Source organism: Streptomyces gamaensis (genome assembly GCF_042656465.1).
GTDB classification, from domain to species: domain Bacteria; phylum Actinomycetota; class Actinomycetes; order Streptomycetales; family Streptomycetaceae; genus Streptomyces; species Streptomyces gamaensis.
The window spans coordinates 183,778-199,766 of the sequence record NZ_JBHSPB010000006.1; the positions used below are offsets into that span (position 1 = coordinate 183,778).

Sequence of the window (15,989 nt, forward strand, 5' to 3'; positions counted from 1 at the left end):
ACGCGTTCCCGGCCTCTGGGCAACTCGTCCATGGAAGCGGCAATGTGCCGATAAAAGGCCCGGATCGGGGTGGCCTCACTCGTGTGAGTGAGGCCACCCCGAATCCTCACCCGGAGATCATCGACGCCAGTACCGCGTCCAACTCCTCACCGGGCAGCGGACGCAGCGCGTCCGCCAGCCGGTCGGTGCGGTAGTGCCAGGGGTGGTCGAGGTCCGGGTGCACTTCGTCGCCGCACTCGACGCGGCTGTCGCTGCCGAGGAGGGCCACGAGCCGGGCGGCCAGGTCCGGCCAGGCGACGTGTCCGCTCACCGCGTTGGCGACGCCGTGGACGGGCGTGTCCAGACACGCGGTGACGGCGCGCGCCAGGGCCGCGCCGTGCACCCACGGCGCGCCGTACCAGTCGCGGCCGCCGGCGCCGGGCCCCGGCAGCACGATCGGACGGCCGTGCGCGGCGGCCTGGTAGAGCAACCCGGTGGCGCCCCAGCGGAGTTGGTCGCGCAGCCGGTCGTGCGCGCCCCAGACCAGCGGGGAGCGCACCGCGCTCGCGCCGCCCCGGCCCCCGGTGCCCGCCGCCCGCAGCAGCATCCGCTCGCAGTCGAGCTTGGCCTGCCCGTACGGGCTCAGGGGCGCGTGGGAGGGGGACTCCTCGGCCACCTCCGACGCCGTGGGGCGCCCGTAGGCGTCCACGCTGCTGACGAAGACGAACGGGCCGCGGGACCACGCCCCGACCATCGCCTCCATCGCCGCCACGTCCACCTCGGGGCGGGTGAAGGTGCAGGCCGCGTGGATCACCGCGTCGGCGCCGGCGACGGCCGCGCGCAGGGAGTCCAGGTCGGTGAGGTCGCCCTCGACGGCCTCCACCCCGTCACCGGCCACCAGATGGGCCGACTCCGGGCGGGCGAGGGCGAGCACCGGCCGTCCCCGGGCGGCGAGTTCACGCAGGACGAAGGAGCCCACGCCGCCCGTGGCACCGGTCACCAGCACCGTGCCGGGACGCGTCGCGCGCGGCCGGGCCGCAGCCCGTGGCGTGGCCGCCCGCTGCCGCGCGCGTTCCTCCAGCAGCGCGGTCAGGCCGCGCGGGGTGCGGGCCTGCATGACGTCCAGCCCGTTCAACGGCAGTCCCAGCTCCTTCCGCAGCCGCTCGGCCAGCTGAACGGCCGTCAGCGAATGCCCGCCGAGTACGAAGAAGTCGTCGTCGGGGCCGGGAACTTGGTCCAGCAGTGCGGCGAAAGCCGCTGTCACGGCGGTGGCCCGGGGGCCCTCGGGAACGGGCGCCACCGGGGCGCCCGGCAGCCGCGCCGTATCCACCGTCCCCCGCTCCGTACGCGGCATCGAGTCCAGCAGCATCACCGCGGCCGGTACGAGCCCGGGCGCGAGCGCGGCCCGCAGCCGGGCCCGCAACTGCGCGGGCGACGGGCCGTCCGTGGTGCTCCGCAGCACCGCGTACGCCAGCAGCGGACCTTCGGGGGCAGGCTGCGGCACGACGGCCTCGGCGACCTGCGGATGGGAACGGAGCAGGGACTCCGCCGGATGACCGTCGCCGTCCGCCCCTACGGGCGCCACCGCGCCCGGCAGCCGGGACAACCGGATCGCGGGGTCCGCCGCGACCGCCTCCAGGAGCCCGGCGAACGCCTCACCCAGCCGACTGCCCGTCGCCTCGTCCAGGGCGGAGCGGCGATAGTGGACGAGCGCCGCCGGACGACCGGTGTCGAGCACCCCGAACGACAGGTCGAACTTGGCGTCGGACTGGTCGAGTTCGACGGCCTCGGCCGTGGTGTCCGGCAGCCGCAGCGCGGTGGGCTCGCCCAGGACGTCCGAGGTCACCCGCACCAGCGCCGTGCCGGAGGCGTCCCGCGCCCCGGCGCCCAGCCGCTCCAGGATCAGATCGAACGGCACGGCACGGTGCTGCTGCGCGTCGAGCAGCGCGTCCCGCACCCGGTCCAGCACCTCGCCGAACGCGGGGTCGCCCGACAGATCGACGCGCACCGGAAGGGTGTTGACGCACAGGCCGACCAGACCGCGCATGTCCCGGCCCTCGCGGTGCGTGCCCGCGCAGCCGATCAGCAGGTCGTCCTGGCCCGTCAGCCGGTGCAGCGCGGCGAACGCGGCGGCGAGGGCCACGGTGAACAACGTGGCGCGGTGCCCGGTGCCGAGCTCGCGCAGCGCCGGCAGGACGTGCGTGTCCAGCGGCACGACGCGGGTCGCGGCTCCCGCCGCGCCCGTCCCGGTCGGCTGGGGCAGGGGCAGCGGGGTCGCTCCGGCCAGCCGGCCGGCCCAGTGGTCGAGCCCCGCGCCGAGGGCGCCGGCCCGCTCGTTCTCGCGGCGCGCGTACGGCCCGTACTGCGGCGGCTCCGGCTCCCGGAGGGGACGGCCCTCCCGGGCCGCCGTGTACAGCCGGACCAGCTCCTCGGCCACGGTCTCCAACGACGGCCCGTCGATGGAGATGTGATGGAACATCAGGAGGAGGGTGTGGTCCTGCGGTCCGTGCCGCAGGACCAGGGCACGCGGGAGCGTGCCCTGAGCTAGGTCGAAGGGCCGGTCGGCCTCCTCGGCGAGGAGGTCCATTCCGTCACCCTCCGTCTCCACCACGCGCACCGCGAACGAGGCCGGCGCGGGGAGCGGCTCCTGGTACGGGGCGCCGTCGCGCTGTCCGTACCGCGTCCGCAGGATCTCGTGCCGGCCGACCAGCGCGGTCAGCGCCGCGGCGAGAGCGTCGAGGTCGAGCGGTCCGCGCAGCCGGGTGGCGAACGGCACGTTGTAGCGGGCGTCGCCGCCCGGGCCGAGACGTTCCATCAGCCACATGCGGCGCTGGGCACGCGAGAGCGGGGCGGGCCCGCCGGCACGGGGCCGCGCGGCCTCCGGGGCCTGCGGGCGGGCGGCGGCGCGGGCGCGGCGCAGGAGTTCCTCCTGCAGGGCGGCGGTGGTGTCAGTGGCCATCGGAGTCCTCGGAGGTGGGGCGCGGATCGCTGTGGACGGCCAGCAGGGCGCGTTCGACCAGTGCGGCGTGCGCGGCGACCGTGGGGGTGGCGAAGAAATCGGCGAGGGACAGCTCGACACCGAGATCCTCACGGAGGTCGTCGGCGATACCGAGCGCGAGCAGGGAGTGCCCGCCGAGGGCGAGGAAGTCGTCGTCGGGGGACGACACGTCACGACCGAGGGCACGGCTCCAGATGCCGGCGACGACTTGCTGGAGCGGGGACAGGGGGGAGCCGGGCCCGGCGGTGGCCGGGGCGGGCGGGGGTGCGGCCTGTGGGGTCTCGGGCCCGGTCGTGGCGGGTCGGGCAGGTGTCGTGGGCGCCGCTGCGCGCCTCGCCTCCTCGGGGCGGAGCCCCGTCCGTGCCGTGCCCCCCGCTCTGCCCTCGGCGAGGGCTCGGCGGTCCACCTTCCCCGAAGGGGTCAGTGGCAGCCGTTCGACGACCGTGATCTCGTCCGGTACGAGATGGGCGGGCAGCAGTCCGGCGAGCCGGGAGCGCAGCGTGTGCGCGCGGGGTACCGGGCCGGGTGCCGCCACCACGAAGGCGGCCAGGCGGGCGTCGTCGGGAGTGGGGCGGCGTACCGTGACGGCCGCGTCGTCCACCTCGGGCTGTGTGCGCAACGCGTGCTCGATCTCGCCCGGTTCGATGCGGAAGCCGCGCACCTTGACCTGGTCGTCGGTGCGCCCGTGGAAGTCGAGCACGCCGTCCGGGCGGACCGACACCACGTCGCCGGTGCGGTACAGCCGCCCGTACACGGGGTGGTCGACGAAGCGCTCGGCGGTCAGCTCCGGCTGCCCCCTGTACCCGGTGGCCAGCCGGCCGCCGCCGACCCACAGTTCGCCGCGTTCACCGGCGGGGACGGGCTGCCCGTCCTGGCCCAGGACCCGGGCCGTGGCACCGGCCACGGGCCGGCCGATCGGCACGGGCCCGTCGCAGTCCGCGTCCGTGACCCGGTGCGTGGTGGCGAAGGTCGTGGCCTCGGTCGGGCCGTAGCCGTTGACGAGCTGGATCCAGGGGAACTCCCGCAGTACGGCGCGCGCATGACGGGGCGACAGGGTCTCGCCGCCCACCACCACGGTGCGCAGCACGGAGAACAGCCGGGAACGGCGGGCGGCGAGCTGGTGGAAGAGCGCCGTGGTGAAGAAGGCGACGGTGACGCCCTGCCGCTCGACCTGCCGGGCCAGATCCTCCAGCGACGGCCGTGCCACAGGGCACACCATGACGGCCGCGCCGCGCGCGAGCGGCGCCCACGTCTCGAAGGTGGAGGCGTCGAAGGTGGCGGGGGAGTGCAGCAGCACCCGGTCCCGTGCGGTGACGGTGATGCAGGACGCGTCCGAGGCCATGCGCGCGACGGCGCCGTGGGTGAGGGCCACCCCCTTGGGCGTACCGGTGGAGCCGGAGGTGAACAGCACGAGCGCGGTGGCGTCCGGGCCGGGCGCGGCCTCCGGGATGCCGGGGAACGCGGGCAGCGGCGCCTCGGGCAGGGCGAGACACGCCCCGAGGCCCTCGGCGGCTTCGAGCAGCTTGCTGTCGCCGAGGGTCAGCCCGGCCCCGGATCCGGCGAGCATCGCCTCGGTACGGGCGCGCGGGTGCGCCGGATCGAGTGGTACGCACGCCGCGCCGGCCCGCCACAGGGCGAGCTGCGCGACGACCGTACGGGCCGAACGCGGCATCAGCAGCGCGACGCGGTCACCGGGGCGCACGCCCTGCTCCCGCAGATGGGCGGCCAACTGACGGGAAAAGACGTCGAGTTGATTGTAGGTGAGGGCGGTGTCGCCGTCCGCGACGGCCAGCGCGTCGGGGGTGTGCCGCGCGTAGTGGGCGACCAGTGACGGCATGTCGGTGAGGTGCGACCGGTCCATGGGGGCGTCCTTCGCAGGGGTGGGTGCGGTGTACGGCATGTCAGCTCCCCGCGTCCGTACGGCGCTTGCCGAGCAGGGCCGCGACCGCGCGCAGGTCCGGCTGCCGCAGCACCTCGGGGGCCCGCAGCCGTGTCCCGGTCTCCTGCTCGACGGCGGCCAGGAGCCGGGCGACGGTCAGGGACGTCGCGCCCGCCCCGGCGAGGCTCTCGTCGAGTGCGAGTCCGGGCCGGTCGAGCAGGTCGCGTGCCGTGCGCAGGATCAGCTGCTCGCTGTCGGACGCGGCGTCGGCGTCGGCGACGGCAAGTGCGGGAGCCGGCGCGACAGTCGGCGTCTCCTCGGCCTTGCGCAGGGCGGCGCGGTCCACCTTCCCGTTGGCGTCCAGCGGGAAGGCGTCCACGATCCGCACGGCCGAGGGCACCGCCTGCTCCGGCAGCCACGCCCGTACGGCGGCGAGCAGCCGCTCCGCCGTGGGGGCGGCCCCGGCGGCGGGGACGACGTGGGCGACGAGCCGTGCGCGTCCGTCCTCGGAGCGCGGCGCGGTGACGACGGCGGAGCGCACGGCCGGGTCCTGCTCCAACGCGGCCTCCACCTCGGCCGGTTCGATCCGCATCCCGCTGATCTTCACCTGGTCGTCGAGGCGGCCGAGGAACTCCAGCCGCCCGTCGGCGAGCATCCGGACCCGGTCGCCGGTGCGGTACATCCGCTGCGTGCCCGCCAGGTCCGGACAGGCGGGCGGCGCGGCGAACCGGCGTGCGGTGAGCTCCGGGTCCAGATAGCCGAGGGCCAGTCCCGTGCCGCCGATGCGCAGTTCGCCCTGCTCGCCGCGGGGGACGACCTGCCCGGACGTGTCGGTGACGGCGACGGTCGCGCCCGCTACGGGGCGGCCGATCGACGGCGGGGTGTCGCTGTCGACGTCCGGGTCGCCGGCCCGCAGGGGCTGGTGCGTGGTGATGACGGTGGCCTCGGCCGGCCCGTAGGCGTTGTGCACGGTGGCGGTGACGTCACGGCCCGGCCGGCGGCGCAGGCGGTCGCCGCCGACGGAGATGTGCCGTACGCGCAGGTCCTGCGGCCAGGGCCGGTCCAGGAGCGGCTCGACGGTGGGCGTGGCCGTGACCGCGACGGTGATACCGGCCTCGCGCCACCAGTCGACGAGCAGCGCGGGGTCCCAGCGGACCGCGTCCGGCGCGGGCACCAGGGCCGCGCCGGAGGTCAGCCCGGCCCACACCTCCAGGACGTGCGGGTCGAAGGCGACACCGATCAGCAGGGTGTGCCGGTCGCCGGGCGCCAGACCCGTCTCGGCGCGCCACCAGGCCGTGAGCGCGGCCAGCGCGGGTTCCGCGACGGCGACCGCCTTGGGGCGCCCGGTGGAACCCGAGGTGAGGACCGCGTACAGGGCGCCGGGCGGGGCGGGCAGCGCGTCCGGCGCGGGCGGGGCGAAGGCGGCGACCACGGTGGCGGCCGCGTTCGCGCCCTCGCGCGGCAGCGGCAGCGCGACCTGCTCGGCCGCGCGGTGCCGCTCCGGCAGGACGGCGGGGTCACCGATGAGGCAGACGACACCGATGTCCTCGGCGACCGTGGCGACGCGGCGCTCACCGGGGCGCGGGCCCAGCGGCAGATACACGGCGCCGATCCGGGCGAGGGTGACCGCGGTCACCACGAGCGCGGCCGAGCGGTCCAGGCAGACCCCGACGAGCTCACCGGGCCCCACCCGCCCGTCCAGTGCGCCCTTCAATTCGTCGGCGGCGACGGACAGTTCGCGGTACGTCCAGCGGTGCGGGCCGTCGATCACGGCCGGGGCGTCCGGGGAGCGGCTCACCCACTCCTCGAAGAGGGCGAGCACCCCGCTCGCGGCGGACGCGGGCAGGGGCGCGCCGTGGGCCACGCTCGGCAGCCCGTCGCGCGGATCAGTGGTGGTGCGTATGTCGTTCATCGGGTTTCCTGGGAAAGGGAAGCGGGGACGGCCTGCGGGGCGAGACCGGTGAGAGCGCGGGCCTGGTCGGCCAGCACCGGGTGGCGGAAGATCAGCCGCAGTGGCGGGCGTGTGCCCAGCCGGGGCTCCAGCCAGGACGCCAACTGCGCGGCCAGCAGCGAGTGTCCGCCGCTGTGGAAGAAGTCCGAGGACTCCTCGAAGCCGTCGTGGCCCAGCACCTCGCGCCAGCCCTCGGCGAGCAGCGCGACGGCGGGATCGGCGAAGCCGCGGCAAGCCCGCTGCCCCGTCGGCTCCGTTGCGGGCGCCTGCTTCAGGCCGGCCGCCAGCCGCGCGAGCGCCGCCCGGTCGGGCTTGCCGCCGGCCAGCGTCGGCATGCTCTCCAGCCGCACCCACGTGCCCGGCACGAGCGCGCCGGGCAGGCGCCGGCCCAGCTCGGTGTGCAACGTGCCCTCGTCCACGGCCTGTTGGTGGTCCGTACCGTCGAGGAAGCCGACCAGGCGCGGGCCGCCGGGGGCCTCGCGGTCCAGGACGACGGCGCACGAACGGCCGCCGAGCACCGCCGAGGCCGCCGCCTCGACCTCCTCCAGCTCGATGCGGTAGCCGCGCAGCTTGACCTGGTTGTCCCGGCGGCCGAGGAAGCGCAGACGCCCGTCGCGGCCCCGGTAGCCCAGGTCGCCCGTCAGATAGACCCGTTCGCCGCCGAGCGCGTCCACGCGCACGAACCGGGCGGCCGTGGCCTCGGGATTGCCGACGTAGCCGTCGGCCAGCCCCGCGCCGGCGACGGCCAGTTCACCGACGGCGCCGTCCGGCAGCGGCCGCAGCCCTGCGTCGAGCACGAGGACGCGCTCGCCGGGCAGTTCGGTGCCGAGCGGGATCTCCCCGCCCGTCGCGAGATCGTCCTCGGTGATCTCGTGGACGGTGGAGCTGATCGCCGCTTCCGTCACCCCGTAGACGTTGAGCACCCGCACCCGGGTGCCGAGCACGTCGCGCAGCGCGTCCGCTGGGACGCGTTCGCCGCCCAGCACCAGCAGCCTCGGCGACCAGTGGCCCTCCCGCAGCGGGGCCAGCAACTCCTCGCGGGTGGCCAGGAAGTAGCTCGTCGGCAGGTTCGCCACCGACACCCGCGCGGAGACCAGCAGGTCCGCCAGTTCGGACCCCGTGGGCACGTCCCGATCGGGTACGACCAGGCAGGCTCCCGCGTACAGCGAGGGCAGCACCTCTTCGAGCGCCACGTCGAACGACGGCTGCGCGAACAGCAGCACCCGGTCCCCGGCCGTCATTCCGAACCGCTCGGCCGTACCCGTCATGTGGTTGACCAGCGCCGCCCGGCCGACGGCGACGGGCTTGGGCACGCCGGTCGAGCCCGAGGTGTGGATGACGTACACGCCGGGCACGGCCTCGGCGGGCTGCGCTGGCGGCAGTTCGGCGTCGTCGACCGTGGCCGTCGGCAGGTGGCCCGGCAGGGACGGGGCCCCTTGCGCGGAGGCGAACACCAGGGCCGGGCGCAGCCGTTCCAGCAGGAGCCGCAGCCGGGCGGGCGGATCGTTCGGCGAGAGCGGACAGTACACGGCACCGGTCCGCAGGCAGGCCAGCAGCGCGACCACCGAGTCCACGCCGCGCGGCAGCACCGCCGCCACCGGCTGCCCGGCCCGTACCCCCGCAGCCCGCAGCCGCCCGGCGAGCGCGGCGACCCGCTCGTCGAGCTCCCCGTACGTCACGCGGCGGGCCCCGGCCAACAGCGCGGGCAGGGAAGGGTCGTGAGCGGCGAGCGGATCCAGCGGCCCGGATTCCCCCACGGCGGGGTGCACGGGCGGCAGCGGCCCGGGGGCGGCGGGCGGCGCGAGTTCCGCGAGCGCCGTGCCCGGCGCCCGGAGATAGGCCCGCAGCAGCTCCAGGAACCGGTCGGCCAGCAGCCGCACCGTCTCCGGATCGAAGAGGTCGGCGTCGTAGTCCCACACCAGCAGCATCCCGGGCACCCCGGACCGGGGGCCGACCCCGCGCCGGTCGTCGGGGATGAGCACCACGTCGAGGTCGAAGCGCGTCGTGCCGGTGTTGAACCCCTCGAACAGCGAGACCTCCAGACCGGGGACCCCGATCTCGGGCAGCTCCGCGTCGTGCGCGCTGAACATGACGCTGAACAGCGGGTTGTCCGCGCCCGACGTGTGCAGGCCCAGCGCCCGTGTCAGCTCCTGCACCGGCGTCCCCTGGTGCGGCAGGGCACGGAAGAGGGTGTCGGTCACCTCGTCCATCGCGTCCTGCGCTGGCGCCCCGGGATCCAGGCGCAGCCGCAGCGGAACGGTGTTGACGAACATGCCGACGGTGTCCTCGCAGCCGCGCGGCCGGTTGCCCACCGCCGTGCCGATCACCAGCTGCTCCCGGCCGCTGTGCCGGCGCAGCAGCTCGGCGAAGAGCCCGAGCAGCGCGGCGAACGGCGTCAGACCGCGCTCCCGCGCGTGCTCCCGCAGCCGCTCCGCGAGATCCGCGCCCACCGACTGCCGCAACTGCGCGCCCCGGTGCCGGCGCCGCGCGCCCGGCCGGACCAGACCCGGCAGCGGCATGTCGAACTCGGCGTCGCGCAGCTCCCGCGACCAGAACGCGAGGCTCGCGCGCCGCTCCTCCTCCCGCGCGCCGCCGGCCTCCGCGCGCACGTGGTCGGCGTAGGAGGGGGCGGGCTCCTGCACATACGGCTCGTCCAGCACATGAGCCCGGTACGCGCCGAAGACGTCGCCGAGGAGGATCGCGAACGAGCGCCCGTCGTGGACGAGATGGTGCTCCACGTGGATCAGCCGGTGCTCCGTCTCCGCCAGCCGCACCAGGGTCCAGCGCAGCAGCGGCGCCGCGAACGTGTCGAGCGGTGCCTCGGCCTCGGCGCGCAGCAGCGCCTCGAACGCGGCCTCCGGGTCGGGCTCGGCGGACACGTCCACGGTCCGCAGCCGGGGCTCGCGGACCTCGGCGACCCGCTGCCGGGGCAACGCGCCGTCCACGGCGACGAGTTCGAGACGCAGCCCGGGATGGCGGTCGAGCGCCGTCCGCAGCCCGTGGCGCAGGGCCTCGGCGTCGAGCGTGCCCCACAGGTCGAGCACGGCGGTGAAGTTGTAGGCACGGCTGCCCGGTTGCACTTGTTCGTGCAGCCAGACGATCTCCTGCGAGGAGGAGAGGGGAAGCATGGCTGATCCCTGGGGTTGAAGGGTCGGGGGTGCGGGGCGGGACGTGGTGGGTGCCCGCGCTCGCGGGAGGACCGGCCCGGCGGCGGGTCACGCCGCCGGGCCGGACGGGTCGGGAAGTCAGTGAGTGGCGAGGGCGGCCGGGCGCAGCGCGCCGTGGAGGGCGGCGAACGCCGCCTCGGCCGTCCGGTCGTCGAGGACCGTACGGTCCCAGACCATGTGGAGGTCGAGCTCGGGCCCCTGGGTGACGGAGACCGCGAACGGGGCCCGTACCGGCCGCCCGTCGACGCGCACTTCGCGCCCGGCGACACCGTCGAGCACCAAGGGGGCGCGGCGTGCGGCGGCGTCCACGGTCAGCATGCCGTCGAGCCGGCCGGACCACGCGGAACCGGCCGCGCGCGCGGCGTGCACCACCTCGTCGAAGGGCGCGTCGGCCCGGTCCAGATCGTCCCACCACGCCTCGGACGGCGTGCCGGTGCCGGGTACGGCAGTGGTGTCGGCGGGGAAGACCACCGTGTTCAGGAAGCAGCCGAGCACGGGCGCGGCGCCCACCGGACGCCCGCCCCACGGGTAGCCGAACGGCAGCAAGTGACCGGCTCCGTAGAGGACTTCGGCGGCGGCGCGGCAGGCGTCGAGCAGGACGGGGAACGGGGCGCCCGAGGCGGGGGCCGGTATCCGCAGCGCGGCCGCGCCCGAGGGCTGGGCATCGGCGGGCGCCGTCGCGGGCCGGGGGAGCGGCGCCCGTTCGCGGACCGCGCGCAGCCGGCCGCCCCAGTACGCCAGCGCCTCCGGCGCGGACGCGCGGTGCTCGGCGTCGAGCTGCAGCAGCACCGCCTCCCGGTAGGCGGCCAGTTCACCGGCCGCCATGGCGGGCGGGACGCCGTCCGGGCCCAGCCCGTCCCGGTAGGCGGCACCCAGCTCCTCCACGACGCGGGCGAGGGACTGCCCGTCGCAGGCGATGTGGTCCAGGACCACCGCGAGCACGTCCTCCTCGCCGCCCCGCGCCACGTACAGCCGCAGCGGCGGGCCGGCGGCGGCCCAGCCGGCCAGCGCCCGCCGCAGGACGTCCTGCGGCTGCTCGCCGGGCGCGCACTCCAGGACCGTCAGCGGTATGTCCGGTTCCGCGAGGCGCAGGACGGGCGTACCGCGCACCACGGCCGGACGGGCCCGCAACACCGGGTGCAGCGCCGCCAGACGGCCCGCCGCGGACCGCAGCCGCGCCGGGTCCACCGTGCCGCGCGGGAACGCGAAGAACATCGGCACGAGGTCCGGGCGCCCGGCGGCATCGAGGGAACGGACCAGGACGAAGCGCCGCTGTGCGCCGGTGAGCGGCAGCGGTCCCGCCGCGCCGTCCGCGCCCAGGCGCCGGTAACGCGCCAGGTACTGGCTCGTGATGCTGGTGGACATGTCGGTCTCTCTCCGGGCTCTCTGTGGGATGCGAGGTCAACGGGATGCGAGGTCAACGCATGGCGAAATACGGCGATGCGGGGGCACGACTCAGCCGGCGGCGACGGTCCCGTCGCGCTCTCCGGTCCCCGGGGCCTCGTGCGGGGGTTCTTCGACCGTAGCCGCCACGGGCAGTTCGCGCATGCGGCGCAGCGGCGAGAGCAGCAGCGGAAGCGGGACGGCGAGGAAACCGGCCGCGCACAGCCACAGCGCGGCCCGCGCCCCGAACGCCTCCGCCAGGGCGCCGCCGGCCAGTGCGCCCAGTGGCAGGGTGCCCCACATCAGGAAGCGCAGCGTGGCGTTCATGCGGCCCAACAGCCGGGTCGGGCACAGCGCTTGACGGAAGCTCACCTGCGCGACGTTGTAGACGACCGCGCCGAAGAACACGGCGCCCGAGGCGACCGCGAACAGCGCGACCGTGCCCCGGCCCGTCAGTGGCCACAGCAGGGCGAACGGGCCGCTCGCGGCGGCCGAGAGCCAGATGATCCGGGCCTGCCCGAACCGGCCCGCCAGCGTCCCCGCGCACAGGGCGCCGACGAGCCCGCCCACCGCCGACACCGACAGCATCAGCCCGACCGCCCCCGGCCCGAGCCCGAGCACCCGCACCAGGAACACCGTCTGCGTGGCCATCAGCACGGCCGTGAAGAAGTTGCCCAGCGCGGTCGCGGCGGCGATCACCCGCAGCAGGGGGTGGCCGAGGACGAACCGCAGCCCCTCCATGACCTCCCCGCGCAGCGAGGTCCCGGCGGCCGGGGGCTCCGGCGGGCTCTCGGGCTTGCGCACGCCCAGCAGGAACAGCGCGGAGAGGGCGTAGCCGCAGGCGTCCGCCACGATCGCCAGGTGCGCGCCGACGAGCTGCACCAGCCCGCCGCCCAGCCCGGGGCCGGCCACCTGCGCCGTCGAACGCACCGCCTCCAGTGCCCCGTTGCCCGCCACCAGGCGTTCCCTGGGCAGCAGTTGGGGCAGCCAGCTCTGGTGGGCGACATCGAAGAACACCGTGGCCACGCCGGTCACCAGGGCCACCGCGTACAGCTGAGCCATCGTCAGGACCCCGGCCGCGCCCGCCACCGGAACGCTCGCCATGGCCAGCGCCCGGACCACGTCGGCGCGCACCAGCAGCGGCCGCTTGCGCATCCGGTCCACCCACGCGCCCGCCGGCAGACCGACGAGCAGGAACGCCGCCGTCTCGGCCGCCGTGAGCAACCCGACCTGGAAGGCGGGCGCTTCGAGTTCCAGTACGGCCACGAGCGGCAGGGCGACCAGGGTGACCTGCGCCCCGGCCTGGCCGGCCGCCGCCCCGGCGAGCAGCAGCCGGAAGTCACGCAGCCGCCAGGGGCTGTGGGGGGCAACGCGCGGTAAGGGTGGTGCGACACGGGGTGATGCGGACATGCGGCAGACCATCGCTGGCCCACCGATCACGCGTCAAAACGGGAAGAACGCTTTGAGTCACCTCTTCCGGGCATTTACTCAAACATTGAAAGGTTCTTTGGTGACGGACGGTGTATCGCGAATGATTCGAAGGCTCGGAGTCGCTACGGGATAAGACTTCCAGGGGGAGCTGTGGCTGCTCTGGGTGGTGGCCCACCCGTGCGCCCTGATGCGGGCCGGTTGGCCGAAACACATAGGGTGGTCCGGCCGGAACACGGCGTGGCGGAGGATGTCAGCCGGCCACGGACGGCGCCGCACGGCGCTCGGTGTCGAGGACGTGCGGCAGACCCCGCCGCCAGCGCGCCCGGTCCGCCGCCTTGAGCGGCGCGAGCTCCGGCGGCTCAAAACCCCGGAACGTGGGGACGTCCGGCACCCCGTGCGCCCCGGCGGCCCGGAGCACCGCCCCGGCGGCACGGCGGCCGGCCTCGTTGGCGCACTCCATGGACGCCAGATCGATGTTGCTGTGCACGCGGACGTAGTCGGCGGCCAGAAACAGATTGGCCAGCGCCGTCGAGGCCTCCGGGCGCAGGTCCCACGAGCCCGTGCTGTTCATCAGGAAGGGCTCCTCGTTGCGCAGTTCGCCCCCGCCCTCCACGATGTCCTCGTCCAGCCACCACGAGTGCAGCATCGCGTCGTCCAGCACCCGCCGGCCGCCCTTGTTCAGGTGCGCCTGCATCTGCGCCCACACCTCGCGGGCCACCTCGGCGCGCGTGCACTTCCGGGCGGGCCTGCCGTAGAGGATGCCGGGGGTGTCCCAGTCGGAGATGTCCACCGACACCGACCCGCCGACCTCGCCGTCGCCCCAGGTACGGGCGAACGGCGCGCGCCAGAACGCCGACTGGTTGACGGAGACGAGCTTCCACGGCGAGTCGACGTGCACGATGTGCCCCGGCGTGACGGCGGCCGGACGGCGCAGGAAGAACTGCGCGCCGTTCGTCCACGAGTACTGGAGCCGGTCCATGGCCACGAGCCGGGGATCGGCGGCCCGCACCGCGGGGTTCCACAGCCGCACCGCCCGCTCGGCCGGGACGGCGACGACGAACCAGTCGGCCCCGATCAGGACCCGCTCACCGCCCCGCGCGCGGGCCCCGGCCCAGGCGATCCGGCCGTCGCGCACCTCCAGATGCTCGACCGTACAGCCGTGGGCGAAGCGCACGCCGAGCCCGTGGCGCAGATGCGCGGCCCACAGATCGAGCCACGCCTCACTGGTCGGGCCGTTGAAGATCCGGTCGGCGGGCCCGTCGCTGCCCCGCCCGAGAAGGTCGTTGAAGACGGCCGCGTACCCCTGCCCGGCGGTGCGGGCGCTGGCAGTGGAGGGCCGCAGCGCCTGGAGGAGCTGGACACTGTTGCCCCAGATCAGCTGGTAGTCCAGGGACATGCGGTCGGCCTGGATGTAGTGCCACCAGTCGACGTACTCCCACTGCCCGAACCGCCGTTCCTCGCAGCTGGTGAACAGCATCACGAACTGCTTGGCCAGGAACAGCGCTTCCGTGACCGGAAGACGGAACTGCTCGTCGAGGACCCCGGCGAGCGTGCGCACCAGCCGCCCGGCGTCGCCCAGTCGCGGCCGCCACGGTCTGACCGGAACGGGAGTGTTGACGCGGTCGCCGTCCCGCGCGAGTTCGATCCAGGTGACGGGCACGAGATTGTCGAAGACACTGCCGCCGCCCGGCCGGGGAACGCGGCGCAGCGTGTCCGGCAGGTTGTGGTAGAAGCCGAACACCGCCCGGTGGCCGTGCTCCCCGGGCAGGTCGCGGCGGCCACCGGTGCCGCTGTGCGGGACGTACTGGGAACGGGCCTTGCCGCCGGGCACCGCACGGCGCTCGTACACCGTCACCTCGAAGCCCCGCTCGGCGAGTTCATGAGCGGCGGTCAGCCCGCCGACGCCCGCGCCGAGCACCGCGACCCGGCGGCCGTCCCCCGCCCGTCGGCGCGCGCCCCGTACGCCGAGGCCCGCGGCCCCGGCCGCGCCGTAGCGCGCCACTGTGCGTCGTGGGATGCCCGCCCTGTGCTCGACCTCGGCCACGTGTCCTCCTCCGGGCCGGAGTTCCCGGCCCCTTGACGGACGTTAGGCGCCGACCGCAGTGCTGTGGGGCGGTGGCGGGAGTGAGTCCACCGATCGGAGGACCATGTCTACCGGAGCGTTCCGGAGCCTTTTCCCAACTCCCGTGAGCCAGCACGCCCTTGTCGTTGACCAGCGGATTTGTGCGAGTCATTGCGTACCGGTTACCCGACTGGGTGATCAGCGCATGGATGACGTGTCCTGTAGTCATATGCGCCGTTTAGTCACGCGGAGGGACGACGGTGTCGTCCACAGAGGGAGGGAAACAGGGATGGGAACGGCCGTGACGTTCGGAGAGCTCCTTCGGCTCTCCGGCGAGGAGCTTCCCCCGCGCACCGTGCTGTCGAGCGTCGCCCCGGCCGGTGCCGAGCAGCTCTATCCGCTGCTGGTGCGGTCGGAGCACGGCACGACGGTGGCGTACGCCTGCCAGTACCGGCAGGACCCGGGCAGCCCCGGCCTGCTCGCCGCCCTGGGACTGGCGCCCCGCACCCCCGGACACACCGTCACCTGCATCCCCGCGGCGGTCTCCAGGAACTGACACCGCGTCGCATCCGGAGATCCTCCAGCCGCAACCGAACTCGCCCGTGACCACGGCCCCTTGAGGCCGGGCACGGGTGACACCCCCGGACCGCGCCCCGCGGCCCGGGGGCGGACACCAGAGAAAGGGAACAGGATGGAAAACGTTGTCAGCTTCGAGGAACTGGCCGGGATCGAGGGCGAGGTACTGCCCGAGCGCACGGTGATGGGCGTCATGGCCACCCCGTTCGGCCACGGCGACGGCGGCGCCGGCGCCGGCAGCGCCAGCAGCAGCGCGGCCACGTCGGGCGGCGGAGTGGTCAACGCCCCCGTGCCGCACGACCACGGCACCACCATGCTCTCGTCCTGCCAGTCCATCGACCGGCAGGGCACCCCGGGCCTGATCGGCGCGGTCGGCATCGGCTCGGAGAACCCGGCCAGCGGCGTGACCTGCACGCCCGCGGCGGTCTCCAGCCACTGATCCGCTAGCGGGTCACCGCACCGACCGGCGGGGAAGGGACACCGGCACCCGGCCCTTCCCCGCCTCCCCGCAGGACCCCGCCCCTCGCCCCCTGGAGAGCGCCCATGTCCCCACGCGCAGGTGA

Annotated in this window: 9 protein-coding genes; 2 read left to right on the forward strand and 7 right to left on the reverse strand. The window is 75.1% G+C overall.

Annotated features, from left to right (window positions below):
- Nucleotides 1–106 precede the first annotated feature (106 nt).
- The 7 genes from ACFP1Z_RS12035 to ACFP1Z_RS12065 form a co-directional block, all read right to left on the reverse strand.
- On the reverse strand, nt 107–2,938 hold the full coding sequence (locus tag ACFP1Z_RS12035; RefSeq protein WP_390316090.1) for a condensation domain-containing protein: 2,832 nt from the start codon (nt 2,936–2,938) through the stop codon (nt 107–109).
- Nucleotides 2,928–4,877 carry an amino acid adenylation domain-containing protein gene (locus ACFP1Z_RS12040; protein WP_390316091.1) on the reverse strand — a complete coding sequence of 650 codons (1,950 nt, stop codon included), beginning with the start codon at nt 4,875–4,877 and terminating at the stop codon, nt 2,928–2,930. The genes ACFP1Z_RS12035 and ACFP1Z_RS12040 overlap by 11 nt, the downstream gene beginning before the upstream one ends.
- A gap of 1 nt (nt 4,878) precedes the next feature.
- Nucleotides 4,879–6,768, reverse strand: coding sequence for an amino acid adenylation domain-containing protein (locus ACFP1Z_RS12045; RefSeq protein WP_390316093.1), 1,890 nt, complete (start codon nt 6,766–6,768; stop codon nt 4,879–4,881).
- Nucleotides 6,765–9,935: a non-ribosomal peptide synthetase gene (locus tag ACFP1Z_RS12050; protein WP_390316095.1), complete on the reverse strand. Its 3,171-nt coding sequence runs from the start codon at nt 9,933–9,935 to the stop codon at nt 6,765–6,767. The genes ACFP1Z_RS12045 and ACFP1Z_RS12050 overlap by 4 nt, the downstream gene beginning before the upstream one ends.
- 117 nt (nt 9,936–10,052) lie before the next feature.
- On the reverse strand, nt 10,053–11,339 hold the full coding sequence (locus tag ACFP1Z_RS12055; RefSeq protein WP_390316096.1) for a non-ribosomal peptide synthetase: 1,287 nt from the start codon (nt 11,337–11,339) through the stop codon (nt 10,053–10,055).
- 90 nt (nt 11,340–11,429) lie between these two features.
- Nucleotides 11,430–12,767 (reverse strand): MFS transporter, encoded by a 1,338-nt coding sequence (locus tag ACFP1Z_RS12060; RefSeq protein WP_390316098.1) that lies wholly within the window; start codon nt 12,765–12,767, stop codon nt 11,430–11,432.
- A gap of 271 nt (nt 12,768–13,038) precedes the next feature.
- Nucleotides 13,039–14,832 carry a hydroxysqualene dehydroxylase gene (locus ACFP1Z_RS12065; RefSeq protein WP_390316099.1) on the reverse strand — a complete coding sequence of 598 codons (1,794 nt, stop codon included), beginning with the start codon at nt 14,830–14,832 and terminating at the stop codon, nt 13,039–13,041.
- Between the two features lie 319 nt (nt 14,833–15,151).
- On the opposite strand from ACFP1Z_RS12065, the gene ACFP1Z_RS12070 reads away from it, so the two are divergent.
- Together ACFP1Z_RS12070 and ACFP1Z_RS12075 are read left to right on the forward strand one after the other, a co-directional pair.
- Nucleotides 15,152–15,406 carry a hypothetical protein gene (locus tag ACFP1Z_RS12070; protein ID WP_390316100.1) on the forward strand — a complete coding sequence of 85 codons (255 nt, stop codon included), beginning with the start codon at nt 15,152–15,154 and terminating at the stop codon, nt 15,404–15,406.
- Between the two features lie 135 nt (nt 15,407–15,541).
- Nucleotides 15,542–15,865 carry a hypothetical protein gene (locus ACFP1Z_RS12075; protein ID WP_390316101.1) on the forward strand — a complete coding sequence of 108 codons (324 nt, stop codon included), beginning with the start codon at nt 15,542–15,544 and terminating at the stop codon, nt 15,863–15,865.
- Nucleotides 15,866–15,989: the final 124 nt, after the last annotated feature.

Excerpts from the sequence above, each read along its gene's own strand:
- ACFP1Z_RS12035 (WP_390316090.1), bottom strand. The coding sequence starts at position 2,938 with ATGGCCACTGACACCACCGCCGCCCTGCAGGAGGAACTCCTGCGCCGC.
- ACFP1Z_RS12040 (WP_390316091.1), bottom strand. The coding sequence starts at position 4,877 with ATGCCGTACACCGCACCCACCCCTGCGAAGGACGCCCCCATGGACCGG.
- ACFP1Z_RS12045 (WP_390316093.1), bottom strand. The coding sequence starts at position 6,768 with ATGAACGACATACGCACCACCACTGATCCGCGCGACGGGCTGCCGAGC.
- ACFP1Z_RS12050 (WP_390316095.1), bottom strand. The coding sequence starts at position 9,935 with ATGCTTCCCCTCTCCTCCTCGCAGGAGATCGTCTGGCTGCACGAACAA.
- ACFP1Z_RS12055 (WP_390316096.1), bottom strand. The coding sequence starts at position 11,339 with ATGTCCACCAGCATCACGAGCCAGTACCTGGCGCGTTACCGGCGCCTG.
- ACFP1Z_RS12060 (WP_390316098.1), bottom strand. The coding sequence starts at position 12,767 with ATGTCCGCATCACCCCGTGTCGCACCACCCTTACCGCGCGTTGCCCCC.
- ACFP1Z_RS12075 (WP_390316101.1), top strand. The coding sequence starts at position 15,542 with ATGGAAAACGTTGTCAGCTTCGAGGAACTGGCCGGGATCGAGGGCGAG.